This is a genomic window from Rhodopseudomonas sp. BAL398 (genome assembly GCF_033001325.1).
Taxonomy (GTDB): Bacteria; Pseudomonadota; Alphaproteobacteria; order Rhizobiales; family Xanthobacteraceae; genus JARJEH01.
This window is the reverse complement of sequence record NZ_CP133111.1, coordinates 1,451,964-1,476,929: the sequence shown is the minus strand read 5'-3', so window position 1 is coordinate 1,476,929 and position 24,966 is coordinate 1,451,964. Positions and strand designations below refer to the sequence as shown.

Genomic DNA, 24,966 nt, shown 5'->3' with positions numbered 1-24,966 from the left:
GCAATGCCAGAAGTGCTGTTCTATCATCTGGAAAATTTGACGCTTGAGAAGGTGTTGCCGGCACTTCTGGAGAAATCGCTGGAGCGTGGCTGGCGGGTCGTGGTGCAGTCCGGTTCGGAACAGCACGTCGACGCGCTGGACGCGCATCTGTGGACCTATCGCGACGATTCGTTTCTGCCGCATGCGACCTGGCGGGCGGCTGATGCAGCGCATCAGCCGATCGTGCTGATGGCGGAGGACGGCAATCCGAACCGGGCCAACGTCCGGTTTCTGGTCGACAACGCCGCGCTGCCCGCCGATCCGGAGGCCTATGAGCGCATGGTGTTGGTGTTCAATGGCGGCGATGCCGACGCTGTAGCGATGGCGCGCGCCGCCTGGACCCAGAGCAAGTCTGCCGGCTTCGATGTCACCTATTGGCAGGCGGACGAGGACGGCCGCTGGCGGCGGCGAAATTAGTGATAAGACCTGGTTAATGACATTCCGCGTTGCTGATGAACGCGCCAGCGGCCATGGTGGTGCCGTAAATGGATGTTTGTACAGCCGCTTGCGGCTTTGGGGTGGGACCAATTTGATCGTGCGTCAGCATTCTTCTTATCAATCTACTTATCGGCGGGCATTGCTCGGTCTGGTGCTGACGGCTCCGCTATTGGCCGGCTGTGGCAGCACGGCGGATATGTTCTCATCAGACCTGTTGTCGCGGGATAACGCCTGGTTCCAGCGCTCCGGCCGGCTGTTCATCAAGAACGTGTCGATCGAAACGCCGCCGTTGACCCCGGAAAAGCCGGTGACGCCGGAAGATCTGATCAGCGCTAACGGGATGTGCCCCGGGATGGCGCCGCCCGCTGCGAATGGCGCCAGCGCCTTGTCCGACACGGAGGCGGGCGCCGGACCGTCAACGACGGGAATCGTCGCGCTCGGCCATACCGAATGCGACGTCGCGCGCGGCGCCGGCGCCCCCGACAGCGTCAACATCTCGGCCAATGAGCGCGGCGACCGCATCGCGACGCTGACCTATTCGAGCGGTCCGCGCGCCGGACTCTATACCTTCAGGGCCGGACGGCTGCGCTCGATCGAGCGGTTGCCGGAAGCGGCGGCGCCATCCCGATCCACCAAGCCCCGACACCACAAACGCGCGGCGCGCTGAACGCTTTGCCAGCCGCGGCGATCGGCTTGATCACCGCGCGGGCTTGGGACTGATCGACCTCAGCTTAATCAACACGGCGTTCAGCCGCGGGCCTCGTCATAGGACGAACTCGCCGCCAGCCATTGCTCCTCGGCGCGCTGCAGCGCGCTTTCGGCGCCGGCGCGGGCCTTGCTGAGTTGCGCGGCCTGTTTGGGATCGCGCTTGAACAGGCCGGGCAGCGCCAGCGCGGTATCGATCTTGGCAATGATGCCGGTGATACGTTCGATTTCGGCCTCGGCTTCCGAGATCTGGCGCTTCAGCGGCACCTTCTTTTCGGATTTGCCGCCTGCCGGCTTGCCGTTGCCGCGGTCCTGGCCACGATCCTGCGCGTTGCCGCCGCGGTCGCGCGAACTCGAGCGCATGCCGCGTGCCGACAGCACGGTGCGGCGATAATCGTTGAGATCGCCGTCATAGGGCGTGACCTTGTGATCGGCGACCACCCATAGCTGATCGGCGCAGGCCTCGATCAGGTAGCGGTCATGCGACACCATGATCACCGCGCCGGGATAGTCGTTGATCGCCTCGGCCAAGGCGGCGCGGCTGTCGATGTCGAGATGGTTGGTCGGCTCGTCGAGGATGATCATGTTGGGGCCGAAGAAGGTCGCCAGCCCCAACAGCAGCCGGGCCTTTTCGCCGCCCGACAGACTCCGCACGATGGTGTCGCCGGCCTTGCCGGAAAAGCCGATCGCGCCGGTGCGGGCGCGCACCTTGGTCTCGGTGGCCTCCGGCATCAATTTGCGAACATGGTCGTAGGGCGAGCCGTCCTCGTTCAACTCGTCGAGCTGATGCTGGGCGAAGTAAGCGATCGCCAGCTTGTCGGCGCGGGTGACCGAGCCGGAAAACGGCGCCAGGCGGTCGGCGAGCAGCTTGACCAGCGTCGACTTGCCGTTGCCGTTGGAGCCGAGCAGGGCGATGCGGTCCTCGGTATCGATCCGCAGCGTGACGTGCTTGAGCACCGGGTGCTTCTTGTCGTAGCCGACGGTGACGTCGTCGACCGCGATGATCGGCGGCGACAGGATCTTCTCGGGGGCAGGGAAGTGGAATTCCTTGACGTCCTGCGTCACCAGCGCCGAGACCGGCTTCATCCGCTCCAGCATTTTGACCCGCGACTGCGCCTGACGCGCCTTCGAGGCGGTGGCCTTGAAGCGGTCGACGAAAGATTGCAGATGCTTGCGCTGGGCCTCCTGGCGCTTGGCATTCTTAGCGTCGAGCGCCTCCTTATTGGCGCGGAACTCCTCATAGGCGCTGTAGGTGCCGCGATAATGCACCAGCTTGCCGCGATCCAGATGCAGGATCTCGTTGACCGAGGTGTCGAGCAGGTCGCGGTCATGGCTGATCACGATCACGGTGCGCGGATAGTTGGCGAGATGGTCTTCCAGCCACAGCGTGCCTTCGAGATCGAGATAGTTGGTCGGCTCGTCGAGCAGCAGCAGGTCCGGCGCCGAGAACAGCGTGGCGGCTAGCGCCACCCGCATCCGCCAGCCGCCGGAGAATTCGGAGCAGGGCCGGGCCTGGTCGGCGGTGGAGAAGCCGAGGCCGCCTAGGATGGCGGCGGCGCGGGCCGGGGCCGAATGGGCGTCAATGTCAACGAGCCGGGTCTGGATTTCGGCGATCCGGTGCGGATCATGCGCGGTTTCGGCCTCGATCAGCAGCGCGTCGCGCTCGCGATCGGCCTTCAGCACCACGTCGATCAGGCTTTCCGGTCCGTTCGGCGCTTCCTGCGCCAGACTTCCGATCTGCCAGCGCGGCGGAATGCTGATACTGCCGGTCTCGATCGGCAGTTCGCCGCGAATGGCATGAAACAGGGTCGACTTGCCGGCCCCGTTACGGCCAATAAACCCGACGCGGGCCCCGGGCGCGATCTGCGCCGAGCCCTGATCGATCAAAAGCCGTCCGGCGATCCGGACAGAAATGTCTGTGATTGAAAGCATCCGGCGTTTTGACCGGGACCGGGCGTAAACGCAACAATTATCGGATCAAATGTCCGCCAACGGGTGCCGCGAGGGCGATTCGCAGCCTCAGGCCCGCTCACTGGTTTGCTGGCGCTCGCGGCTTTCCTGCTGTTGCATTTCCAGCAGCAGGCGTTGCATCGACGGCGGCAGCTCCGAATCGTCGGGACGCAGGTTACGCCGCAGTCGCTCGCCGATCGCGCCGCAGATCGAGCGGCTGGTGACTCCATCGATGGTTTCGTTTCTGTCGGTTCGCATCGGCATCGCGAGTTCCAATCGGTTCAGTCTCGTCGCTGCATACCAAGTCTTGGGGGCACCAATAGTTTCGTAGCAAATGGATTGCACGCTGAATCGGTAAACATTGAATGAATGTGGGGCCGTCGGCGCGTCGGCCCGGCTTGCCGTGCGGGAACTGCGTCGATATAAGCGCGGCAACTCACCGACCAGCTGCTTAGCAAGGACAACCCATGGCGATTGAACGGACTTTCTCGATTCTCAAGCCCGATGCGACCGAGCGCAACATCACCGGCGCGATCAACGCCCTGATCGAACAGGCCGGATTGCGGATCGTGGCGCAAAAGCGCATCCGCATGACCCGGGACCAGGCCGAGACCTTCTATGCGGTCCATAAGGCCCGCCCGTTCTTCGGCGAGCTGGTGGATTTCATGACCTCCGGCCCGGTCGTGGTCCAGGTGCTCGAGGGCGAGAACGCCGTGCTCAAGCATCGTGACGTGATGGGCGCCACCGATCCGTCGAAAGCCGCGGACGGCACCATTCGCAAGCTGCATGCGAAGTCGATCGGCGAGAATTCGGTGCATGGTTCCGACGCCGCCGAGACCGCCGCGATCGAAATCGCCCAGTTCTTCTCCGGCAACGAGATCGTCGGCTAAGCTTTCCTTGCGACCGCGCGCGCAACCCGCTGACGGTTGGGGCGCGGATGAAGCTCGGCCAGCAGGGACATCGCCGTGGATTGGTTGCTGAATTTCGTCGATCCGGCGACCATCGGTGGCCTGGCTGGCGAGTTCCGCAGCGACTTCCAGCAGCCGGGATTCTGGCTCGCGGTGGGCAAGATCGTCTGGATCAACGTGTTGCTGTCCGGCGACAACGCGCTGGTGATCGCGATGGCGTGCCGCGGCCTCAGCCCGCGACACCGCTTCTGGGGCATGCTGCTGGGCGCCGGCGCCGCCGTTGTTCTGCGCATCGTCTTCACCGGCATCGTCGTCACTTTGATGGAGTGGCCGTATCTCAAGCTGATCGGCGGCCTGGCGCTGCTGGTGATCGCGGCGAAATTGCTGGTGCCCGACGACGAGGACGAGTCCGACGTCGCCGCCGGATCGCATCTGTGGCAAGCGATCCAGATCGTCGTCATCGCCGACGTCGTCATGAGCCTCGACAATGTGATTGCGGTGGCGGCCGCTGCTAATGGCAGTTTGCCGCTGCTGATCCTGGGCCTTGCGGTCAGCGTGCCGCTGATCGTCGCCGGCGCCGCGCTGATCATGATGGTGTTGACCCGGCTGCCGCTGCTGGTCTGGGCCGGGGCAGCGCTGCTGGGCTGGATCGCCGGCGGCGTGATTGCGACCGATCCGGCCATCCATCCTCTGCTATCGATCTTCGATCCGCTCGCCGCCAGGCTAGACGTGTGGCTGGCGCTAGTCGGCCTGGCGCCGCGCTTCGATGGCGGCGGCAGCGTCGGTGAGCTTATCTTGTCGCTGCTCGGCGTGGCGGTGGTTCTGATCGGCGGATCGATTTGGCGACGCATGCGATTGTCGCGCGAAGCTGCGGCGCTGGCGCGCCCGGCCGATCGCTCGCCCCCCGAAGCTTAGTCAGGTCGCTGCACCAGTCGAAAGAGATGGTGCTTGCGATCACGCCGTGCCGGCGATCGCCACGGCGTGGCGGGCCGGATGGGGCAATTCGAGCTGATGATCGGCGCATTGCGGCGCCTGCGCCCATGCATAGGCGTCGCGGACGATCTGATAGCAGTCGCAGGCGCGTCGCTCCAGTGCCGGGCGATCCACCACCCGCAACGCCCCGCGCGTCTTCTGCAACATGCCGTCGGCCTCGAATTGCAGCAGCGCATTGGTCACGCCGGCGCGGCGCACCCCCATGCTCGAGGCCAGCAGATCGTGCGTCACCAACAGAACGTCGCTCTGGATCCGATCCTTGGCCAGCAGCAGCCACCGCGCCAGGCGCTGATGGATCTCGTGTTTGGCGGCGCACAACACGCTTTGGCTGTTCTGCGCGATCAGCGCTTGAAGATAGCGCAGCATTTCGTCCCTGATTTGCGGACGTTGCTGCATCACGCCGGTGAGATCGTCGGCGGCGATCCGGAGCGCGCTGCCGGGCAGGCTGACGATCGAGCGCTGTGACGCCACCGGCGCCCCAAGCACCGGCGCAATGCCGACATAGCCGAAACATCCCACTATCGCGGTCTCGACAAAACCGGCGCGGCTGCCGGAGAAATGCGAGACCAGGCCGTCCTCGATGAAATCAACTTGGTCGACGCGTTTGCCGGCGTCCTGCAGGACCGCCCGGCCGGGAAGCACGACATGCTTCAAGAAGGGCTTGAGGGCGCGGAAGTCATCAACGGAAAGCGCTGCCAGAACCCTATTCCTGACTGTTGTGACGCGGTCATGCCGAGCAAATGTCAATGTCCGTTGATCCCCCACTGCGACCCGACGAGACCAGGCCAAGCCGCTGATTAGTATGATGACATCGCGACGAGGTTCAACAGCAGGTAAAAATACGAGGATTTAGCGAACCCTATCGAGCACGGCAGCGTACCAATTTAATTCGTGCAGTAGCGTACCGTCGGCAGGAACTGCGGTTGCGCGGATGGAACCGACGTGAACACATTCCGGTTCCAAGGCGTCACGAGAGCGGCGGCTGCGTGAATGCAGCCGGCGTGTCAGCAACGACTGACCTGTTAGTAGCTCCGAACGTCGACCGCTTACCGGAAGGGAACGCCGCTATGCACGACAGCACCCAAAGGAGACTGGCAATGCGTGATCACCATCAATTCGCAACGAATGGCGCGACAGCCGGTTTCAAGCGGAATGTCTTGTCGATTGCCTTGGCGGCGGGGATTGCGCTCGCTGTCGGGGCGGTCTGGCTCGCCCTTGCGACCACCGCCAAGGCTGCACCGCGGCCGCTCGGTGCGGCGCCCCTGCAAAGCAACCTGATCCAGATTCGCGACGGTTGCGGCCGCGGCATGCGCTTCAGCCACAGCCGCGACCGATGCGTCGAGGATTTTCAGCGCCCCGACGATTTTCGCGACGAGCGGCGTCGCGACGGCCGGCGCTCCCATCACGACGACGACGACGGCGCAGCCGCCGCGGCTGTCGGGCTCGGGGTTCTCGGGGCGATCATCGGCTCGGGCAACAACAATGATCGACATCGCGCCACTGGTCATGACAACCGGGGCAGGGGCGTAAACCCCGGCCGGCCCGCCCATCAAAAACGCGACTTCGGCGGCGACGGTCAGGACGACTAGTCGCGCCGGGGCCTCGGCGCGCAGAGGCTTGCGTACCTGGTATTTTCGTGTTGCAATCTAGCTACATTCGGATTTGGGCCGTTCGGCTGTATGTTTCACGACTGGGAAATTGAGCAAGTATCGGGATCACCGTTTGTGGCGTGGCGCGCGTGAAGCGTGCCGCGTCTTTTTGGTTTCTAGATCAGGAGACAGGCGATGCAGAAGGGCACCGTCAAGTGGTTCAACCCGACCAAGGGTTATGGCTTCATCAAGCCGAGCGTCGGCGACAAGGACGTATTCGTTCACATCTCGGCGGTCGAGCGCGCCGGACTAAGCACGCTCAATGAAAACCAGACGGTCGAATACGAGCTTGTCGAGAACCGCGGCAAGACCTCGGCGGAAAATCTGAAGGTCTCGTAGCGCCGTCACGACGACCTGATCCCGCCAGCCCTGTCCAGCGGTCGGGGCTGGCGCGGTGATCTCAGCGCAGCGCCGGCACGACCAGGACATCGTCGCGCGTCGCGGGCGCCGCGGATTTGCAGACGTCGCCATCGATCTGCGTTGCGCCGGATGACACCAGCCGCAACGCGTCGGGATAGATGCGGTGTTCGACCGACAAGACCCGGGCCGCCAATGTCTCCGGTGTATCGTCGTCGCGGACGGCGACGGCGCCCTGCATCACGATCGGACCGGCGTCGGTTTCGGGGATGACGAAATGCACGGTCGCGCCGGAAATTTTCACCCCGGCGCGCAAGGCCTGGCCGTGCGGGTCCAGACCGGGGAAGGACGGCAGCAGCGAGGGGTGGATGTTCAGCATCCGGCCGTGCCAGCGCTGCACGAAGTCGGCGGTGAACAGCCGCATGAAACCGCCGAGGCAGATCAGCTCGATGCGGTGCTCGTCGAGCGCCTGTTGCAGCTTGGCTTCGAACCCGGCGCGATCCTTGCCGAACGGCTTGCTTTCGATCACCAGCGCGGCGATGCCGCTACGCTGCGCGATCGCAAGCCCACCGGCGGTGGCGGTGTTGGCGATCACCATGACGATGTCGGCCGGGAATCCGGGCTCGGCCGCGGCCTCGATCAACGCCGCCATGTTGGAGCCGCGCCCGGAGATCAGGATGGCGACCCGGCGTTTTGCGATGTTACCAGGCAAGGTCGAGATGTCCGCTGTAGACGACGCGATGCTCGCTTTCTGCCGGGATCACCTCGCCGAGCAGCACGGCGGTCTCGCCGGCTTCGGTCAACAGCTCGATCACCTGATCGGTGGCCTCGGCCTTGACGATCGCGATCATGCCGATCCCGCAATTGAAGGTGCGCAGCAGCTCCAGTTCGGCGACGCCGCCTTGCGCCGCCAGCCATTTGAACACCGGCAGCACCGGCAGCCGCGGCAGATCGATGCCGACGCCGAGATGCTTCGGCAGCACCCGCGGGATGTTGTCGGTGAAGCCGCCGCCGGTGATATGTGCCAGCCCCTTGATCGCCCCGGTCTCGCGGATCGCGCGGAGACAGGATTTGACATAGAGCCGGGTCGGCGCCAGCAGCGCGCCGCCCAAGGTCATCACCGGGGAAAACGGCGCCTGCGCGTCATAGCCCAGCCCCGACCGCTCGACGATTTTGCGCACCAGCGAAAAGCCGTTGGAATGGACTCCGGACGAGGCCAGCCCGATCACCGCATCGCCGGCGGCGATGTCGGCGGCGGGCAGCAGCGTGCCGCGCTCGGCGGCGCCGACGGCAAACCCGGCCAGATCGTAATCGCCGTCCTTGTAGAGGCCCGGCATTTCCGCGGTCTCGCCGCCGATCAGGGCGCAGCCGGATTCCCGACAGCCTTCCGCGATGCCGGCGACGATCGCCGCGACGGCCTCCGGGTCGAGCTTGCCGCAGGCGAAATAGTCCAGAAAGAACAAGGGTTCGGCACCCTGAACCACGAGGTCGTTGACCGACATCGCGACCAGGTCGACACCGATTCCGTTGTGCAGCCCGGCTTCGATCGCGATCTTGACCTTGGTGCCGACGCCGTCGGTGGCGGCCACCAGGATCGGGTCGGTGAAGCCCGCGGCTTTCAGATCGAACAGCCCGCCGAAACCGCCGATTTCGGCGTCGGCGCCGGCGCGGGCGGTGAGGCGGACCAGCGGCTTGATCAGATCGACCAGGCGGTTGCCGGCGTCGATATCGACGCCGGAATCGGCATAGGTGAGGCCGTTGTTATGCTCGGTCATGACCGGTTCCCAAATCGCCCTTGCGGCGGCACGCACCGCGAATTTCCGACAAACGCCCGGCCCAATCGGCCGTGCGTGACTGCTAGACCAAAGGCCACTTGTTCGAGGCTGGCGTTGTCTTTTTGGGTGGTTACGTCGGATTCTGCCGGCGTGCAATGGCTCGCATGCGGGGCCGGCCTGTACTATGTAGACTGCCAGCCGATCCGGCTCGCAACCGCTCAACGCGGTTGCGATGTCGGGCCGGAAGCCGGGAATGTGGTGTGAGTATTCCGAATATCATTACGCTTGGCCGGATCCTTCTGGTGCCGGTCATTGTCTGGGCGATCGCGTCAAATGAGATGGAAATCGCCTTCGGGGTGTTTATCGTCGCAGGCGTCAGCGATGCGGTCGATGGCTTTTTGGCCAAGCGCTTCAACATGGCCAGCGAACTCGGCGCGCTGCTCGATCCGCTGGCCGACAAGGCGCTGCTGGTGTCGATCTATATCGCGCTCGGGATCTGGGGCGCGATTCCGCGCTGGATCGTGATTCTGGTGGTGTCGCGCGACATCATGATCGTCGGCGCGGTGCTGATCTCATGGCTGTTCGGCAAGCCGATACCGATGAAGCCGTTGATGGTCTCGAAATTGAATACCGCGGCGCAGGTGGCTTTCGCCGCGACGGTGCTGGCCGCGCTCAGCTTCGGCTTTGAATGGGGTCCGTATGACGTTATCATGATGGGCTTCGTCGCGGCCTTGACCTTGGTTTCGGTGTCCTTCTATCTCGTCGAGTGGATGCGGCATATGAGCACTATCGAACCCGGCCAGCAGCAGAAATAGGCCAGGCACGCCGCAGGCCGGCATGGAGCATATTGCGTGGCACCCCCGTTTCAACCGCGTCAGCTGGCTTTGGCGTTGCCGCATGCCGAAAATCTGTCCCGCGAGGATTTTCTTGAAGGCTCCGCCAATGCGGCGGCGCTCGATCTGATCGAGCGCTGGCCGGACTGGCCGAACCGGGTGATGCTGCTGGTCGGCCCCGAGGGGGCCGGCAAGAGCCATCTGGCCGCGATCTGGGCCGAGCTGGCTGGCGCGCGGTCGACCGCGGCGCACGCTTTGACCGCGGCAGCGGTTCCGGCGGCGCTGGCGACCGGGGCGCTGGTCGTGGAAGACCTGGTGCCGGGCGGTTTCGACGAGCGCGCGCTGTTTCATCTGCTGAATCTCGCGCGCGAATATGAGGCCTATGTGTTGATCACGGCGCGGGATGCGCCATCAGCCTTTCCCCCGGAGCTGCGCGACCTGCGTTCGCGGCTGCGCGCGGTGCCGGTGGTGCAGCTGATGCCGCCCGACGACCGGCTGCTGCGGGCCCTGATCGTGAAATTCTGCGCCGACCGCCAGATGAGCGTCGACGAAGCCCTGGTCGGCTATCTGGCCAACCGGATCGACCGCTCCTTTGCGGCGGCGCGGCAGGCGGTCGAGCTGCTCGATACCGAGGCGTTGCGCCTGGGCCGGCCGGTCACCCGGGCGCTGGCGGCGGAGCTGCTGCGCCACGCTTGAGCGGCGGCGTGCTGTGGCATCTTGCCCGGCTTGACGGCGCGATCCGCAAGTCGCCAATGTCATGGGAACGTCATCTGGTTGCCGCAAGGTTCGCCGCCAATGACCCCGAAATGCCGTAGCCCCAAGCGCGAGTGGACCTGCTTCTCATGGACAGCGACCAAGTTATTGTAATTGCAGAAAAGAACGGCGCGCCGGAGCCGGCCTCCGTGGTCGCGTCGGGACCCGAGCGATTCATCAATCGCGAATTGTCCTGGTTGCACTTCAACCGCCGGGTACTTGAGGAAGCGGTCAATCCGGGACATCCGGTGCTGGAACGGGTCCGGTTCCTGTCGATTTCGGCCAATAACCTGGACGAATTTTTCATGGTCCGGGTTGCCGGCATCAAGGCCCAGGTGCGCGAGGGGATCACCGAGCGCAGCCCCGACGGGCTGTCGCCGTCCGAACAACTGACGCTGATCAATGAGGCCGTAGCCCGGCTCGCCACCGACCAGCAGGCGATCTGGCGCGACCTGCGCGGCATTCTGACCGAAAAGGGGATCGTGCTGCTCGACGGCCGCGACGCCACCAAGGCCGAGCGGGCCTGGATCGAGGACCATTTCCTCCACAACATTTTTCCGCTGCTGACGCCGCTGGCGATCGATCCGGCGCATCCGTTCCCGTTCATTCCCAGCCTTGGCTTCACCATCGGGCTGCAGCTGGCCCGGGTGTCCGACGGCCGGCCGATGAATGCGCTGATCCGCATGCCGGGCAAGATCGACCGCTTCATCCGGCTGCCGGCGAGCGGCAAGGACGGGATCGTTCGGGTGATGACGCTGGAGCAGGCCACGTCGCTGTTCATCGGCCGGCTGTTTCCCGGTTACGTGGTCAAGGGGCAGGGCTCGTTCCGGATCATCCGCGACAGCGAATTGGAAATCGAAGAAGAGGCCGAGGATCTGGTGCGGCTGTTCGAGACCGCGCTGAAGCGGCGCCGGCGCGGTTCGGTGATCCGGCTCGAGGTCGAGGCGGAGATGCCCGAGGAGCTGCGCGCCTTCGTGCAGCGCGCGCTGCCGGCCGCCAATGACGAGGTGCTGCTCGTCGACGGCGTGCTGGCGATGAACGAATTGTCGCAACTGACCCGGCTCGACCGGCCCGATCTGGAATTCGTGCCCTATGTGCCGCGGCACCCGGAACGGGTTCGCGATCATGGCGGCGACATTTTCGCGGCGATCCGCAAGAAGGATTTGATCGTCCATCATCCTTATGAATCCTTCGACGTCGTCGTGCAGTTTCTGCAGCAGGCGGCGCGCGATCCCGACGTGGTGGCGATCAAGCAGACGCTGTATCGCACCTCCAACAATTCGCCGATCGTCAAGACCCTTGCCGAAGCCGCCGAGGCCGGCAAATCGGTCACCGCGCTGATCGAATTGCGGGCCCGCTTCGACGAGGAAGCCAATATCCGCTGGGCGCGCGATCTGGAACGCGCCGGCGTGCAGGTGGTGTACGGCTTCCTCGAGTTGAAGACTCACGCCAAGCTGTCGCTGGTGGTGCGCCGCGAGGGCGGTGGCCTCACCACCTATGTCCACACCGGCACCGGCAATTATCACCCGGTGACGGCGCGGATCTACACCGACCTGTCCTATTTCACCTCGGATCCGACGATCGGGCGCGACGCCGCCCGGGTGTTCAACTACATCACCGGCTATGCCGAGCCGAGCGACATCGAGAAGATGGCGGTGTCGCCGCTGACGCTGCGCAAGACCCTGCTCGATCACATCCGCGGCGAATCCGCCTTCGCCCGCCAGGGCAAGCCCGCGGCGATCTGGCTGAAGATGAATTCGCTGGTCGATCCCGAAATCATCGATGCGCTGTACGACGCCTCGAAGGCCGGGGTGTCGGTCGAGCTGGTGGTGCGCGGCATCTGCTGCCTGCGGCCCGGCGTCCCCGGATTGTCGGAGAACATCCGCGTCAAGTCGATCATCGGCCGCTTCCTCGAGCATGGCCGAATCTATTGCTTCGGCATGGGGCACGGGCTGCCGAGCGCGAAGGCTGCGGTCTACATCTCCTCGGCCGACCTGATGCCGCGCAATCTCGACCGTCGCGTCGAGGTGCTGTGCCCGCTGCAGAACCCGACCGTGCATCAGCAGGTGCTCGAGCAGATCATGGTCGCCAACCTGAAAGATACCGAGCAGAGCTGGCAGTTATTGCCGGATGGATCGTCAACGCGTATGAAGGCCGCGAAGGGCGAGGAGCCTTTCAACGTGCATAATTACTTCATGACGAATCCGAGTCTGTCTGGCCGTGGAAAGTCGCTCAAGGAATCTTCGCCGCGACGCCTCACGCGCCGTTCGGAGCGGCATCAGCCTTCTTAAGGAATCCCCGCAGTGATCAAGCGGGCGCGCAAGCGCGAATCTAGCGTGGCGGTGATCGACATCGGCTCGAATTCCGTGCGCCTTGTCGTCTACAGGTCGCTGGCGCGCAGCCTGGTCACCGTCTTCAACGAAAAGGCGCTGTGCGGGCTTGGCCGCGAGGTGCAGTCGACCGGCCTGCTGGCGCCGGACGCCGTCGCCAAGGCGTTGACCGCGCTGCGGCGGTTTCGCGCCCTGATCCGGGTGATGAAGGTCGGCCAGGTTCACGCCATCGCCACCGCGGCCTGCCGCGACGCCAAGAACGGCGCGGAGTTCATCGGCAATGCCGAGCGGATCTGCGGCGTCGAGATCGAGATCCTGACCGGCCAGCGCGAGGCCAAGCTGTCGGCGCTGGGCGTCATTTCCGGTGTTCACAAGCCCGATGGCCTCGTCGGCGATCTCGGCGGCGGATCGCTCGAACTGATCGGCGTGCACGGCAACCGCGTCGGCACCGGCATCACGCTGCCGCTCGGCAGCCTGGCGCTGCAGGATGAATCGCAAAAATCGCTGAAGCGCGCGGCGCGGATCGTGCAATCCGCCTTGACCGGCTCGGTGCCGCTGAAGGCCGGCCGCGATCGCAATTTCTACGCAGTCGGCGGAACCTGGCGGGCGCTGGCGCGGCTGCATATCATGCAGAGCGGCTATCAGCTCAAGGTGATGCACGGCTACACGATTCCGGCCGCCGACGCGCTGGCCTTTGCGCGGCGGCTGCGCCGGCTGGTGGCCGCCGGAACGCTGGCCGACATCGAAACCATCGCCGAGGCGCGGCGGCCGCTATTGGTCTATGCGGCGCTGGTGCTCGAACACATCATTCTCGTGGCCAAGCCGAAAGCCATCGTGTTCTCCACCTATGGGGTCCGCGAGGGGCTGCTCTATGCGATGCTGCCGGCGCCGGAGCGGGCCAAGGACGGGCTGATTTGCGCGGCGCAGACCTTGAACGAATTGCTGTCGCGCTCGGCGCGCCACGCCGAGGAATTGATCGGCTGGACCGATCGCTTCGTCCGGGTCGCCAAGCTGCGCGAAACCGAGGAGGATCGCCGGCTGCGCCACGCCGCCTGCCTGATGTCCGACGTCGGCTGGCGGGTGCATCCGGATCATCGCGGCGAGCAGACCCTCAATCTGATCACCAACGGCAATTTCGGCGACGTCAATCACCAGGGCAGGGCGTTCATGGCGCTGTCGGTGTTCTATCGCTATGCCGGCTTCAGCGAGCAGAACGAGCCGCCGGCATCGGTCCGCGCGCTGGTGACCCCGGCGATGGACGAGCGCGCGCGGCTGCTCGGCGCGGCGTTTCGGGTCGCCCATCTGATCAGCGCGGCGATGCCGGGCGTGCTGCCGGCGACGCATTTCGCCAGCAAGGGCCGCAAGCTGACGCTGGTGTTCGAGCATCGGCTGGTCGATCTGGTCGCCGACCGCGTCGGCAGCCGCTTCAAGCAGCTGGCGAAGCTGGCGGGGCGCTCGGGATCGATCGTGCGGCGCTAGACGAGAGCAATTCCGGTTCTGATCGAATCAGAACTGGAGCTTCAGATCTTGTTCCGGCTGCGTGCGGCTGACGCTGATCGCGCCGCAATGACCGACCTACTGTGCCGGAGCGCGGGGCAGAACGTCTTTGTCCGGCAATTTCGGCACGGGCAGCGGGGCGAATTCCACCGATTGCGAATCGCCGCCCAAAAACGCCGAATCCAGAAAGCCGCCGCTCGAGGCATCGCCGCCGGCCTCTTCGCCGCGTACCGCAATCACTGCATCCGCCGGCGCCGGCGGCGCATCGGCCGAGCCGAACTGCTCGGCGCGGCCGCCTTGCGGCCGGCCGGCGGCGATCTCGTCGCGGACATGATCGACCTTGCGGGCAATCTTGTCCGCATAGGGGAGCCGATAGGCCCGCGGCACCCCGCTCGGCAGATTGGCGTCGTCGAGTTCTTCGACCCAGAGATGGATCGCGCCGGGCTCGTCCAGCGCCAGATTGGGCTCGACGACGCGGGTCCACAGCACCTGAAATCGCGGCGGCAGTTTTGAATAGGCCGACCAGCCGAGCAGCCCCTCGGTCTTGAAATACACGACGGCGTAGAACGCGCTGGTGACGATGATCGCCGCCGCCTTGACGCCCCAGGGCAGCCGCGCCCGCAGCAGCCCCAATAGCAGCACCACGCCGAGCAGCGCGTAGCCGAGCGAGAGCGCCAGAATTTCACCGCGCAGGCTCATGACGTCCTACCCGGCATTGCGCGGCTTGCGCAATGTCTGCAACAGAGATTTGTCGTTGCGGTTGACATCCAGCACCTTGCCGGCGCCGTCCAGCACGAAGCGTACCGCGGTCCTTTCCTGGCCGCCATGATCGAGCGGCAGACTATCGTAAAACACCACCTGCACGGTCGGATTGAGCTTTTCCACCTTGACGGTGACTGCTACCGGCTTTCCGGTCAGGGCGGCGAAGTGATAGATGTTGACCGTATATTCGCCGGCGACCACGCCGCGGATGCTGACGATCTCCTGGCGGATCGGCGAGGGCACCTTGCGGCCGTTGACCATGATGAAATCGTTCAGGCCGCCGCGATCGTCGCGATCCAGTACCATGAAGCCGGACTCGCGGCGGCGATACCAGACCATGTTGCCGAGCGGATCCTGCACGAACATGTCGATGTCGTCCGGATGGTTGTCGGGCCAGCTCACCGTCACCAGAAATTCCAGCTTCGGATCGATCTTGCCGCCGTCGTCCTTGGGGTTGATCGCCAGCAGCGCGATGAAGAACAGGAACGCCAGCACCTGCAGCGCCTTGAACAGCATCACCCCGAACGGATCGAAGCCGCCGTCGCGCTCGGCGAAATCGAAATCGTCGATCACTCCGCGGCCTCCGTGGTGCGGTCGAGCAGCGCCACGACGTGGACGTCGACCAGCGCCACCGAATCGGAAAACAGTTTTGCGGTAGCGCTCTCCAGCATATAGTACTGCACCCGGACCAGGATCGAGCCGACCAGGCCGGCCAAGGTGGTGTACATCGCCACCGCCATGCCCTCGCTCATCAGGTTCATCGAGGACTTGATCGCGGCGCGGTCGGCGGTGTCGAGGCCGGCGATCGGCGCCAGCATCATGATGAAGCCGATGATGGTGCCGATCAGCCCGAGCTTCATCAGCGTATCGCCCGCAAAGGCGCCGAACGCGTTGGAGCCGCGCAGATGCCCGGCAAAACTGCGTAGCAGCATGGTGTAGTCCAGCGGCCGGCCACCCTGCAGTCCGGATTTGATGGCCAGATCGCGGATGAAATCGGCGATCAGGCTGCGCGGCAAGGCGCCGACGCCATCGAGCGCCACCGCGTCCGGGCTCACCACGAGTCGTGGTCCGCCGCGCAAAAATAGCGCCGCAGTGCGTCGCGTCGCATCGGCCTCGCGCGACACCACGATGGTGCGCCACAGGCAATGCAGCGCGGCGCCGCCATAGAACAGCACGATCAGCAGTGACAGATAGGTGCGATCCGCTGCCAGCATTTGCCGGATCAGCCCGAACCGCCACGCCAGCAGCAGCCCGAACAGCCAGACCCCGGTAAAGATCAGCCAACGCAGCAGCGGGGCGCGATCGGCCGTGTCCGCTTCGGGTTTGGCCATCGCGCTGCCTCCGACGTCTGCGCTGCGGATTGTTCCGCGCTTTTCCTCGTCATTGCGAACGAAGGGCGGCGCAACGCGCCGTCCGAATGCGAAGCAATCCAGCGGCCGCACATCCAGGCTTTTCGCGCTGCCCTGGATTGCTTCGTCGCAAGGGCTCCTCGCAATGACGAAATTGAGCTCCTCATGGTAGACGCCGCCGCGGCGCCGGGGACAGGGCAATCCACCCGCGCGCGGCCGGGCAAATTGCCCGATCTGTCGCACAAACCCTTGCCAAGCCCGGGTCGGCTCCTCTTAGATGCGGATACGCGACGGGAGGGTTTTGGGTCATGCGCCTGCTGATTCACCTGATCTTGCGGCTGGTCGGCGTGGTGCTGTTGTGCCTCGTCTGCACCATGGGCTGGGTGCTGATCGATGCGCAGCGCAGCATCGAGGCCGACATCGCCGGCTCCGCCGACCGCGTCGCCGCCCGGCTGCAATCATTGTATTGGCGCGAATTGCTGTGGCGCGACGGGGTCTATCGCGAGGCGCTGCTGCCGGCGCCGGACTGGGATTCGATCGCCACCCTGAAGGTGATCGCGCCCGGCATCTGCGTCGGCTTCCGGCTGGCACGGCAGGACCCGCGCGAGGTTTGCAGCCAGACCGACGCGATCGGCAGCGCCGCGCCGAACTGGTTCGTCGCCGCCTATACGGCGGTGTTCGGCCCGCACAGCATCGCCACACGGCCGCTGACGATCCGCGACCGCGATGCCGGATCGATCGCGGCGCGCGCCGATCCGGCCGCCGCGATCCGGCAGGCGTGGCGGCAGGTGGTGGTGATGCTGGGATTTGCCTCGGCGATGGCGATCGGCATCGGGCTGTTGGCGGCCGCGCTGCTTGGCCATGCGCTGCAGCCGGCGCGCCGCATCGTGCGCGGACTGCGCCAGCTCGAACAGGGTGACTATCGGCATCGGCTGCCCGGCTTCGCCACCGCCGAATTCAATCACATCGCGCGCGCGACCAACGATCTGGCCGATCGCCTCGCGCACACCACCGCCCAGCGGGTGGCGCTGACCAAGCGGTTGTTCCAGGTGCAGGAAGACGAACGCCGGGCACTCGCGCGCGACCTGCACGACGAGTTCGGCCAATGCCTGACCGCCACCGCGGCATTGGCCGCCGCGATCGAGACCGACGCCGGCGATCGCCCCGACATGCGCGACGACGCCCGCGCCATCACCCGTATCACCAAGCAGATGATGAGCACCTTGCGCGGCGCGCTGGCGCGGCTGCGCTCGCAGGATCTCGAGGAACTGGGCCTGCAGGACAGTCTGGCGCAATTGGTGGCGCGCTGGAATTGCGGCACCCACGGCGCGGTCTTCCACCTCGAAATGGCCGGCGATCTCGCCACCGTGCCGGCCGATGCCGCCGTCAATGTCTATCGGATCGCGCAGGAGTGCCTGACCAACGCGGCGCGCCACGGCCGGCCGCGCCATGTCCATCTGCGGGTCGCGCATTTGACCGATGCCGCCAACAGCGTGGCACTCAGCGTCGAGGACGACGGCGGCGGCGATGCCGGGCAGATCAACGCCGCCTCCGGCCACGGCATTTTGGGGATCCGCGAACGCATCAGTGCGCTCGGCGGCAGCCTGTCGATTTCCGGCGCTGCGCGCGGCGTGCGGGTCGCCGCCTCGATCCCGCTGCCGGCGTCGCGTCCGACCGCTGCGGCGGCGTGAGGTGAGCGCGCTCAGCATCATGCTGGTCGACGATCATCCGATCGTGCGTGAAGGCTATCGGCGGCTGTTGGAACGCCAGCCCGGGTTTCGGGTCTGCGCCGAGGCCGAGGATGCGGCGTCGGCCTACCAGGCCTATCGCGACTCCAAGCCCGATGTGGTGGTGATGGATCTGTCGCTGCCCGGCGCCGGCGGGCTGGAGGCGGTGCGGCACATCAGGCAGTGGGACCGCGCCGCCAAAATCCTGGTGTTCACCATGCACGCCAGCGCCGCCTTCGCGCTGAAAGCGTTCGAGGCCGGGGTGCGCGGCTACGTCACCAAGAGCAGCGCGCCGCCCGAATTGTTGCGGGCGATTGCCACCGTGGCCCGTGGCGGCCGCGCCGTCAGTGAGGACATCGCCCGTGAGGTCGCCGCCGAGCGATTGTCCTGCGAACGCTCGCTGGTCGAGGATCTGGGACCGCGGGAAACCGAGATCCTGCGGCTGGTCGCGTCGGGCTGGACCACCGATGACATCGCCGCCGCACTCAATCTCAGCGCCAAGACCATCCAAAACTATCATTATCAGATCAAGGCCAAGATTGGCGCTCGCACCGACGCGCATCTGGTATGGCTGGCGACCGCGGCCGGGCTGGTGACGTTGGACTAACATCCTGCCGCGCTGATCGGTCGCGCGGCGCGCGCTGCGCGCGATCGAGCTTGATAACCTTGCCCTTGTCGATCGCCAGCGCCGAGCGGCCCTGTATCAGGGCGAGGGCGGCTTCGCCGAACAATTCGCGGCGCCAGCCGCGTCAGCGGCGAGTGAGCCGGAAATTCATACGACAGGGTTGTGGAACGCTACGCGACGGAGCTACCAAGCATAGCGCACCACGCCCTTGCCGGCATAGCTGCGCGTCACGTCCGAGAACTCACCTTCGAAGGTCGCGCCGACCGATATGCCGCTGACGAAGCGCAATTCGGCTTCCGCGGTGGTCAGCGCGGCGTCGCTCGCTGCCGGCGTGCCGTTGATCACGAAGGACGCCCCCGGCAGCGCCTGGAACGTCGTCTGCACGCTGCGCTCGGTGTTGAAGTCATGCGCCCACGCTGCGCGGCCGCGCAAGGTCAGGATCGCGTCGTCGAGGGCAATGGACTTGTCGGTTCGCAGGCCGAGTTCGCTGCGCGGCGCTGTCACCGTCTGGCCGGCTGTGTTCAGCGCAAAAATGCTGGAGCCGCCGAAACCGCTTTCGGCATAGGCCGGCAGCACGAGCGCCGTGACCCGCGCGGCTGCGTAGGGCGTGAGCCCGACGCCGCCGAACCATGGCGCGGCAAAGCGGTTGCCGGCCTCGATGCGACCCGACCAGGAATTGGTCTGGAAGCGACCCTGCAACAGGCCGGTGCCGATGGAGCGCTCGGTGGTGACGTCCTGCCAGCCATAGGCCATAGCGGCGGCGATGTAGCTTGAAGCCATCGAGTGCCGCATGGAAACGCCGACCTGGAACACGTCGGAGTGGCCGGAGCCGCCGCCGTCGGTGCCGAAATTGGTGCCGCCACCGGCCAGCATGAAGCCGGCCGTCGTTGCCGGCGATAACAAGTAGTCAGCGCCGACTGCGGCGCCAAAAATCAGGCTGTTGGATCTGCTCGATCCGATCGTGGCGTTGCCGTCGGTGGTCTGCGATCCGCCGAAACCGGACGCCCATACGTTCCAGCGCTCGACGAACACCGGCGCCCTCGGCGGCGCCTTGCGATAGATCGCGGCGAGCGCATCGCTCGGCCGGCGCTGCGACCTGTCGGTCAACGCCTCGTCGGCATAGCCGAGTGCACCATATGGGGTCGGGATGGGAGCAAAGACACTTTGGATCTTCATCGCCATATTGCTGAAACTGAAAGACATTGCCTGTATTCCAGTCCGGAGCTGGCCCGACAATTGCTGCAGCCCCAATGGACCGAGCGAGCCGAAGATGAGCGGAATGCTGCCGTTCGTGTTGAAGGAACTGGCAATCGCATTGGCCACTTGCTGCTGATTGCCATTGAGCGGCGCCGATGCCTCTGGCGCCAGGTTGAGCGTCAGATCCAGATAGGCGTTATTGGCGTCATAGCTGAGCGCCGAGGTGAAGTTCGATGGCAGGTTGGTGTTGACCTGCGAGCCGAACGTGCCGGTCACGCCGCCGGTCGCGTTGACGATGGTGTAGTGCTTGTTGACGTAGCTGCCCGCGGCGAACGACGCATTGACGGTGGCGCCGCCGAGCGTCGCCGTGCCCGATACGTTGACCCGATCCGCATCCGCCGGCGTGACGTCGACCATGTAGCGCGATGTCGAGGTGAAGGCGAGATTGCCGGTGACGTTGAGCGTGCCGACCGAGTTGCCCGGCGCCAGGCTGCCGCCGTTGATCAGCGTGTTGCCGACAAAGCCGGTACCGCCGAGCGTGGCGCCGGCATTCACGCTGACCAGCGAGGACGACGCGATCGAGCCGATGACACTGAGCGTGCCGGCATTCACGGTGGTGTTGCCGGAATAGGTGCTGGCGCCGGAGAGCGTCAGAGTCCCCGCTCCAGTTTTGACCACGCTGCCGGTGCCGGTGATCGCGTTGCCCAGCGTCTGGTCGGTGACCTGATTGAAGTTGACGCTGCCGGTGACGCCAATATTTCCCGTGAGCGAAAAACCGTCCTGCAACGTCAGGGTATTGGCGCCGCCGGTGAAGGTGATCGCGTCGGCCCGGACCGGGGTCGCTCCGCCGGAGAGACCTCCCGCGATGGCGCCCGAATTGATAATGGTCAGATCAGCGCCCACGATACCCGCACCGCCCGCACCAGCCGAGCCCGCGCCGAGTCCGACGGACGGTCCGGCAGCCCCGCCGGCCCCGCCTGCACCGCCGGAAATCGATCCGGAGTTCGCCAGCGTCGCGCCCGGCGTCGTAAAATAGATGCCGATGCCCCCGTCACCACCGTTTCCCGACGTGCCGTCGCCGCTCACGCCCCCAGCGCCGCCACGACCGCCGGAAACGGTGCTGGTGTTCGAACTGGCGGACGGGCCGGTGACGATCGCGCCGTAACCGCCGGCACCGCCGCCGCCGCCTCCGCCACCGAAGCCGCCCGATCCTGTCATCCCCGTGCCTTCACCGGTCAGACCGTCGAGGCCAGACAACGGGACGGTGTTGCTGATCGTAGCGGCGCCTGCGCCATTGCCGTTGGCACCTCCGGCACCGCCCGCGCCACCAGACTGCATGGTCGTGCTGCCCATTCCCCCAGCGCCGCCTAGCCCGCCTCCCGCGCCACCACCACCACCGCCGCCACCGAGATTACTGCTGCCGCCATCCGCTCCGGCCATCCCCGAGAATCCGGTTCCGCCCGCGCCTCCAGCTCCGCCTACCGTCGAGCCTTGGCCGCCTGAGCCGCCGGCGGTCTGGGCCAGTGCCGTTCCTGCGAAACCAAGCCCGGCGCACCCGATCGCCAAAGCCGCGCTGGCAACGCTCCGCATCCATCCCTGTCCCCGACCAAACTGCATGTTCGCCCCATCATCCCGCGCCGTGGCGCATCCCTGAAGGGCAGTACAACGCGGAGTGGGGCACCTTCACAACCAGACTTGGCGTTCGGTGACGAAAATGCTCCGCGTAAGTGTCTGAAAAAGCGCGCTTTCTAACAATTCGCAAACAATTCAGGCCACTGCCGCAAAAGTTCACACGCGTTGCGTGCAGCCGGTCGACAGGCCGGTGGAACCGGCAGGTAGTTGCCGCGCGGGTTGAGCGAAGCGCCGGCTTCGATTCCGACCTACGATCAGGTCCCGTCTCCCCGGACGCGGTGCGACCGGGTCGTGGGATTGCGGCATCTATCCCGGCGCACACTCCGGTGAAGGCGGAGCCGTCACGGTCATGATGTTTGAAGTCGCCTGAGCAGGCGTGGCAGACCGCATGGAATCGCTCCCAGACAAAGCGGCAGCCGCAGGACTTCGACGAGGACCGCCAGGACCTGCAGTCATGGCCGAGTCTTCTGGGATCGGTGCAGTGCTCCGTCGCGCGCTCAGTCGCGATCGACCTTGATGACCTTGCCCTTGTCGATCGCCAGCGCCGAGCGGCCCTGTTTCAGGGCCAGCGCCGCTTCGCCGAACAATTCGCGGCGCCAGCCGCGCAGCGCGCCGACATCGGCCTCGTCATTGGCGGCGATCTGTTCGAGGTCGTCGACGGTGGCGATCACCTTGGCGGCCACCGCGTGGCGCTCCGAGGTCATGCGCAACAGCACCTTGAGCAGTTCGACGATTGCCGCGCCGTTGGAATTGCCGCGCGGCTTTTCGATCTTGGGCAGGGTGGCGGGATCACGGGCGATGCCGCGTTGCACGGCGGCGATGATGTCGGCGCCCCATTTCGAGCGATCAAATCCCTTCGGCAGCGAGCGCAGATTGGCCAGCCGCTCCAGCGTGGTCGGCGCATGGGTGGCGATGTCGCCGAGCGCGTCGTCCTTGAGCACCCGCGAGCGCGGCACGTCGCGGCTCTGCGCCTCCTGTTCGCGCCAGGCGGCGACTTCCATCAGCACGGCGAGTTCCTTCGGCTTGCGCACCCGAGTCTTCAGCCGTTCCCAGGCGCTGCCGGGATCGAAATCATAGGTCTTGGGCGAGGTCAGGACTTCCATTTCCTCGCTGACCCAGTCGCTGCGGCCGCGCTTCTTCAGGTCGGCGTCCAGCGCGGCGAACACGTCGCGCAGATGGGTGACGTCCGACACCGCATAATGCATCTGCTCTTCGGTCAGCGGCCGCCGCGACCAGTCGGTGAAGCGATGGGTCTTGTCCGGGCGATGCCCGGTGATGCGTTCGACCAGCTGGTCATAGGCGATGGAATCGCCGTATCCGAGCACCATCGCGGCGACCTGGGTGTCGAAGATCGGACGCGGCACGACGCCGGTGCGGTGCCAGACGATTTCAATGTCCTGCCGCGCCGCATGGAATACCTTGAGCACGCTTTCATTGGCCATCAGGTCGAAAAATGGCGCAAGGTCGATGCCGGGCGCCAGCGTATCGACCACCACGGCTTCCTCGGCGCTGGCCATCTGCACCACGCAAAGCAGCGGGTAATAGGTGGTCTCGCGCAGGAATTCGGTATCGACCGTGATGACGGGATGCTTGGCGAGGCGGGCGCAGACGGCGGCGAGTTCGTCGGTGGTGGTAATCAGATCCATGAAAAGTCCATCACACTATGAGAGCGGCGTTCGGCTGAACGTGCTGATGTGTCGAAGACTTTCGCACATGAACCAGTCGAATCCGATGCACTAGACACGCTCGACCGGCCGCGATCAAGTTCCGCAAAACGTTTCTGTGACGCGCTCATGCGGCTGCGGAGGATCGGCATAGCGAGCGAATTCCGGTCGCTCCTCGAATGGGTTGGCGAGTACCGCCAGCAATTGCTCGAATGGCGCGAAATCGTCGCGGTTCACCGCGGCCTCGATCACCGCCTCGACGCGGTGATTGCGCGGGATATAGGCCGGATTCACCGCCCGCATCGCGGCCTGCCGCGCCGCGCCGTCCTGCGGCTCCGCCGCGATCCGGCTCTGCCAGCGCACCGCCCAGTCGTCGAATCCGGTCGGGTCGGTAAACAAAGCGCGCACCGCCCCGAGCTCAGACGGATCGCCCGCTGCGTCGCTGAGGCGCCGGAACGTCAGGGTGAAGTCGGCCTGACCCTGTTTCATCGCCACTAATAGGTCCTGCAGCAGCGCCAGATCGTCGGCGCGCCCGCTCGTCAGTCCGATTTTGGCGGTGAAGCCGGACTGATAAGCGGCGTTGAAGGTCTCGGCGAAGCCGCCCAGCGCCGTTTCGGCGGCGGCGATGCCTTCGTCCTGGTCGGCCGCCAGCAGCGGGATCAGGCATTCGGCCAGCCGGGTCAGATTCCACAGCCCGATCGCCGGCTGGTTGCCATAGGCGTAGCGGCCCATCTGGTCGATCGAGCTGAACACGGTCTTCGGATCGAAGGCATCCATGAAGGCGCAGGGGCCGTAATCGATGGTCTCGCCGGCGATCGAGCAATTGTCGGTGTTCATCACGCCATGGATGAAGCCGATCTGCATCCAGCGCGCGATCAGCTCGGCTTGCCGGGCGACGACGTTCTCCAGCAACGCGACATAGCGGTTTTCTGCTGCCATCGCAGAGGGATAGTGCCGGGCGATGACGTGATCGGCGAGTTTGCGGACGCCGTCATCGTCGCGGCGCGCGGCGAAATATTGGAAGGTGCCGACCCGGATATGGCTCGACGCCACTCGTGTCAGCACCGCGCCGGGCAGCATGCCGTCGCGGGCGACGCGCTCGCCGGTCAGGACGGCGGCGAGCGCGCGGGTGGTCGGAATCCCGAGCGCCGCCATCGCCTCGCTGACGATATATTCACGCAGCACCGGCCCGAGCGCGGCGCGGCCGTCACCCATCCGCGAAAACGGGGTGCGGCCCGAGCCCTTCAGCTGGATGTCGCGGCGCTTGCCGTCACTGTCGATCACCTCGCCGAGCAGCAGCGCGCGGCCGTCGCCGAGCTGCGGCACGAAATGGCCGAACTGGTGCCCCGCATAGGCCATCGCGATAAAGGCGGCGCCGTCCGGCCTGGTGGCGCCGGCGAGTATCGCTGCGCCTTCGGGGCTGGCGAGCAGATCCGGGTCGAGCCCGAGCCGGCGCGCCAGCGGGCGGTTCAGCCTGATCAGCCGCGGCGCGGCGACCGGGGAAGGCGCCACCCGCGCGAAAAAATTCTCGGGCAGCGCGGCGTAGCTGTTGTCGAAGGGAAAATGAACGGTCATCCGTATCCAGATAGGTAAGGATCGAGCCGAGACAATCCGCCAGAATCCGCCCGGCTTCAATATGTTCGGCGGTTTTTGCGCCGCGGCGGAGCACGGCCGTTGATTTCATGGCGGTTTTTCCGGGTCGCGCGATGCTGATGCGCGATCTGCGCTGGCTCATTGTGTTGCCGCGATGGGTCGGCTCGGCTAAACCCTGACGCTCTCCGCA

Annotated in this window: 23 protein-coding genes; 12 read left to right on the top strand and 11 right to left on the bottom strand. The window is 65.6% G+C overall.

Annotated features, from left to right (window positions below; all coding sequences use genetic code 11):
• Nucleotides 1-3: 3 nt before the first annotated feature.
• Both RBJ75_RS07065 and RBJ75_RS07060 read left to right on the top strand, forming a co-directional pair.
• On the top strand, nt 4-456 hold the full coding sequence (locus RBJ75_RS07065) for a DNA polymerase III subunit chi (protein ID WP_044410877.1): 453 nt from the start codon (nt 4-6) through the stop codon (nt 454-456).
• 112 nt (nt 457-568) lie between these two features.
• Nucleotides 569-1,144 carry a hypothetical protein gene (locus RBJ75_RS07060; RefSeq protein ID WP_317528828.1) on the top strand — a complete coding sequence of 192 codons (576 nt, stop codon included), beginning with the start codon at nt 569-571 and terminating at the stop codon, nt 1,142-1,144.
• Between the two features lie 80 nt (nt 1,145-1,224).
• Here the strand turns inward: RBJ75_RS07060 and RBJ75_RS07055 are convergent, their stop codons facing one another.
• Both RBJ75_RS07055 and RBJ75_RS07050 read right to left on the bottom strand, forming a co-directional pair.
• On the bottom strand, nt 1,225-3,114 hold the full coding sequence (locus RBJ75_RS07055; RefSeq protein WP_044410875.1) for an ABC-F family ATP-binding cassette domain-containing protein: 1,890 nt from the start codon (nt 3,112-3,114) through the stop codon (nt 1,225-1,227).
• An 87-nt stretch (nt 3,115-3,201) separates the two neighbouring features.
• Nucleotides 3,202-3,396 carry a hypothetical protein gene (locus RBJ75_RS07050; protein WP_044410872.1) on the bottom strand — a complete coding sequence of 65 codons (195 nt, stop codon included), beginning with the start codon at nt 3,394-3,396 and terminating at the stop codon, nt 3,202-3,204.
• A 203-nt stretch (nt 3,397-3,599) separates the two neighbouring features.
• On the opposite strand from RBJ75_RS07050, the gene ndk reads away from it, so the two are divergent.
• Both ndk and RBJ75_RS07040 read left to right on the top strand, forming a co-directional pair.
• Nucleotides 3,600-4,022 carry a nucleoside-diphosphate kinase gene (gene ndk / locus RBJ75_RS07045; protein WP_044410869.1) on the top strand — a complete coding sequence of 141 codons (423 nt, stop codon included), beginning with the start codon at nt 3,600-3,602 and terminating at the stop codon, nt 4,020-4,022.
• Between the two features lie 75 nt (nt 4,023-4,097).
• A complete protein-coding gene (locus tag RBJ75_RS07040) occupies nt 4,098-4,955 on the top strand; it encodes a TerC family protein (RefSeq protein ID WP_044410866.1) in 858 nt (285 codons plus the stop codon).
• Between the two features lie 39 nt (nt 4,956-4,994).
• Here RBJ75_RS07040 and RBJ75_RS07035 read toward each other — a convergent pair whose 3' ends face one another.
• Entirely contained in the window at nt 4,995-5,687 is a 693-nt protein-coding gene (locus RBJ75_RS07035) for a Crp/Fnr family transcriptional regulator (RefSeq protein ID WP_234707406.1), read from the bottom strand.
• Between the two features lie 443 nt (nt 5,688-6,130).
• Here RBJ75_RS07035 and RBJ75_RS07030 point away from each other — a divergent pair, with 443 nt between their 5' ends.
• Nucleotides 6,131-6,622 (top strand): hypothetical protein, encoded by a 492-nt coding sequence (locus tag RBJ75_RS07030; protein ID WP_044410860.1) that lies wholly within the window; start codon nt 6,131-6,133, stop codon nt 6,620-6,622.
• A gap of 195 nt (nt 6,623-6,817) precedes the next feature.
• Nucleotides 6,818-7,021: a cold-shock protein gene (locus tag RBJ75_RS07025; protein WP_044410857.1), complete on the top strand. Its 204-nt coding sequence runs from the start codon at nt 6,818-6,820 to the stop codon at nt 7,019-7,021.
• Between the two features lie 61 nt (nt 7,022-7,082).
• Here the strand turns inward: RBJ75_RS07025 and purN are convergent, their stop codons facing one another.
• Both purN and purM read right to left on the bottom strand, forming a co-directional pair.
• Nucleotides 7,083-7,691: a phosphoribosylglycinamide formyltransferase gene (gene purN, locus RBJ75_RS07020; RefSeq protein WP_044410854.1), complete on the bottom strand. Its 609-nt coding sequence runs from the start codon at nt 7,689-7,691 to the stop codon at nt 7,083-7,085.
• 49 nt (nt 7,692-7,740) lie between these two features.
• Nucleotides 7,741-8,814, bottom strand: coding sequence for a phosphoribosylformylglycinamidine cyclo-ligase (gene purM / locus RBJ75_RS07015; RefSeq protein ID WP_044410851.1), 1,074 nt, complete (start codon nt 8,812-8,814; stop codon nt 7,741-7,743).
• A gap of 260 nt (nt 8,815-9,074) precedes the next feature.
• Here purM and RBJ75_RS07010 point away from each other — a divergent pair, with 260 nt between their 5' ends.
• The 4 genes from RBJ75_RS07010 to ppx all read left to right on the top strand — a co-directional run bounded on the left by RBJ75_RS07010 (nt 9,075) and on the right by ppx (nt 14,209).
• Nucleotides 9,075-9,629 carry a CDP-alcohol phosphatidyltransferase family protein gene (locus tag RBJ75_RS07010; RefSeq protein WP_044410848.1) on the top strand — a complete coding sequence of 185 codons (555 nt, stop codon included), beginning with the start codon at nt 9,075-9,077 and terminating at the stop codon, nt 9,627-9,629.
• Nucleotides 9,630-9,665: 36 nt separating this feature from the next.
• Entirely contained in the window at nt 9,666-10,343 is a 678-nt protein-coding gene (locus RBJ75_RS07005; RefSeq protein ID WP_044410845.1) for a DnaA ATPase domain-containing protein, read from the top strand.
• A 146-nt stretch (nt 10,344-10,489) separates the two neighbouring features.
• A complete protein-coding gene (locus RBJ75_RS07000; protein WP_044410842.1) occupies nt 10,490-12,691 on the top strand; it encodes an RNA degradosome polyphosphate kinase in 2,202 nt (733 codons plus the stop codon).
• A 15-nt stretch (nt 12,692-12,706) separates the two neighbouring features.
• Nucleotides 12,707-14,209 carry an exopolyphosphatase gene (gene ppx / locus RBJ75_RS06995; RefSeq protein WP_044410902.1) on the top strand — a complete coding sequence of 501 codons (1,503 nt, stop codon included), beginning with the start codon at nt 12,707-12,709 and terminating at the stop codon, nt 14,207-14,209.
• A 96-nt stretch (nt 14,210-14,305) separates the two neighbouring features.
• Here ppx and RBJ75_RS06990 read toward each other — a convergent pair whose 3' ends face one another.
• From RBJ75_RS06990 to RBJ75_RS06980, 3 genes are read right to left on the bottom strand one after another with little or no spacing between them, the layout of a single operon-like run.
• Entirely contained in the window at nt 14,306-14,926 is a 621-nt protein-coding gene (locus tag RBJ75_RS06990) for a hypothetical protein (protein ID WP_044410840.1), read from the bottom strand.
• A gap of 6 nt (nt 14,927-14,932) precedes the next feature.
• Nucleotides 14,933-15,562, bottom strand: coding sequence for a hypothetical protein (locus tag RBJ75_RS06985; protein ID WP_044410837.1), 630 nt, complete (start codon nt 15,560-15,562; stop codon nt 14,933-14,935).
• A complete protein-coding gene (locus RBJ75_RS06980; RefSeq protein ID WP_044410897.1) occupies nt 15,559-16,320 on the bottom strand; it encodes a MotA/TolQ/ExbB proton channel family protein in 762 nt (253 codons plus the stop codon). Before RBJ75_RS06980 ends, RBJ75_RS06985 begins: the two co-directional genes overlap by 4 nt.
• A 326-nt stretch (nt 16,321-16,646) precedes the next feature.
• Between RBJ75_RS06980 and RBJ75_RS06975 the strand changes: the two genes are divergently transcribed.
• Both RBJ75_RS06975 and RBJ75_RS06970 read left to right on the top strand, forming a co-directional pair.
• The gene (locus tag RBJ75_RS06975; RefSeq protein WP_044410834.1) at nt 16,647-18,029 is read left to right on the top strand and encodes a histidine kinase; all 1,383 of its coding nucleotides are present in this window, start codon (nt 16,647-16,649) and stop codon (nt 18,027-18,029) included.
• A gap of 1 nt (nt 18,030) precedes the next feature.
• The gene (locus RBJ75_RS06970) at nt 18,031-18,672 is read left to right on the top strand and encodes a response regulator transcription factor (RefSeq protein ID WP_044410831.1); all 642 of its coding nucleotides are present in this window, start codon (nt 18,031-18,033) and stop codon (nt 18,670-18,672) included.
• A gap of 201 nt (nt 18,673-18,873) precedes the next feature.
• Here the strand turns inward: RBJ75_RS06970 and RBJ75_RS06965 are convergent, their stop codons facing one another.
• The 3 genes from RBJ75_RS06965 to RBJ75_RS06955 all read right to left on the bottom strand — a co-directional run bounded on the left by RBJ75_RS06965 (nt 18,874) and on the right by RBJ75_RS06955 (nt 24,758).
• Nucleotides 18,874-21,105, bottom strand: coding sequence for an autotransporter domain-containing protein (locus RBJ75_RS06965; protein WP_234707404.1), 2,232 nt, complete (start codon nt 21,103-21,105; stop codon nt 18,874-18,876).
• 911 nt (nt 21,106-22,016) lie between these two features.
• Complete coding sequence (gene rnd, locus RBJ75_RS06960) at nt 22,017-23,165, bottom strand: ribonuclease D (protein ID WP_044410828.1); 1,149 nt, start codon at nt 23,163-23,165, stop codon at nt 22,017-22,019.
• A gap of 114 nt (nt 23,166-23,279) precedes the next feature.
• The gene (locus RBJ75_RS06955) at nt 23,280-24,758 is read right to left on the bottom strand and encodes a protein adenylyltransferase SelO (protein WP_044410826.1); all 1,479 of its coding nucleotides are present in this window, start codon (nt 24,756-24,758) and stop codon (nt 23,280-23,282) included.
• Nucleotides 24,759-24,966: the final 208 nt, after the last annotated feature.

Bases quoted from the DNA above. Each gene is read 5' to 3' on its own strand.
- RBJ75_RS06980 (WP_044410897.1), bottom strand. From the start codon at position 16,320: ATGGCCAAACCCGAAGCGGACACGGCCGATCGCGCCCCGCTGCTGCGT.
- RBJ75_RS07050 (WP_044410872.1), bottom strand. From the start codon at position 3,396: ATGCCGATGCGAACCGACAGAAACGAAACCATCGATGGAGTCACCAGC.
- purN (WP_044410854.1), bottom strand. From the start codon at position 7,691: ATGGCGGCGTTGATCGAGGCCGCGGCCGAGCCCGGATTCCCGGCCGAC.
- RBJ75_RS06975 (WP_044410834.1), top strand. From the start codon at position 16,647: ATGCGCCTGCTGATTCACCTGATCTTGCGGCTGGTCGGCGTGGTGCTG.
- RBJ75_RS07065 (WP_044410877.1), top strand. From the start codon at position 4: ATGCCAGAAGTGCTGTTCTATCATCTGGAAAATTTGACGCTTGAGAAG.
- RBJ75_RS07030 (WP_044410860.1), top strand. From the start codon at position 6,131: ATGCGTGATCACCATCAATTCGCAACGAATGGCGCGACAGCCGGTTTC.
- purM (WP_044410851.1), bottom strand. From the start codon at position 8,814: ATGACCGAGCATAACAACGGCCTCACCTATGCCGATTCCGGCGTCGAT.
- rnd (WP_044410828.1), bottom strand. From the start codon at position 23,165: ATGGATCTGATTACCACCACCGACGAACTCGCCGCCGTCTGCGCCCGC.
- RBJ75_RS07055 (WP_044410875.1), bottom strand. From the start codon at position 3,114: ATGCTTTCAATCACAGACATTTCTGTCCGGATCGCCGGACGGCTTTTG.
- RBJ75_RS06965 (WP_234707404.1), bottom strand. From the start codon at position 21,105: ATGACAGGATCGGGCGGCTTCGGTGGCGGAGGCGGCGGCGGCGGTGCC.
- RBJ75_RS07025 (WP_044410857.1), top strand. From the start codon at position 6,818: ATGCAGAAGGGCACCGTCAAGTGGTTCAACCCGACCAAGGGTTATGGC.
- ndk (WP_044410869.1), top strand. From the start codon at position 3,600: ATGGCGATTGAACGGACTTTCTCGATTCTCAAGCCCGATGCGACCGAG.
- RBJ75_RS07000 (WP_044410842.1), top strand. From the start codon at position 10,490: ATGGACAGCGACCAAGTTATTGTAATTGCAGAAAAGAACGGCGCGCCG.
- RBJ75_RS06990 (WP_044410840.1), bottom strand. From the start codon at position 14,926: ATGAGCCTGCGCGGTGAAATTCTGGCGCTCTCGCTCGGCTACGCGCTG.
- RBJ75_RS06955 (WP_044410826.1), bottom strand. From the start codon at position 24,758: ATGACCGTTCATTTTCCCTTCGACAACAGCTACGCCGCGCTGCCCGAG.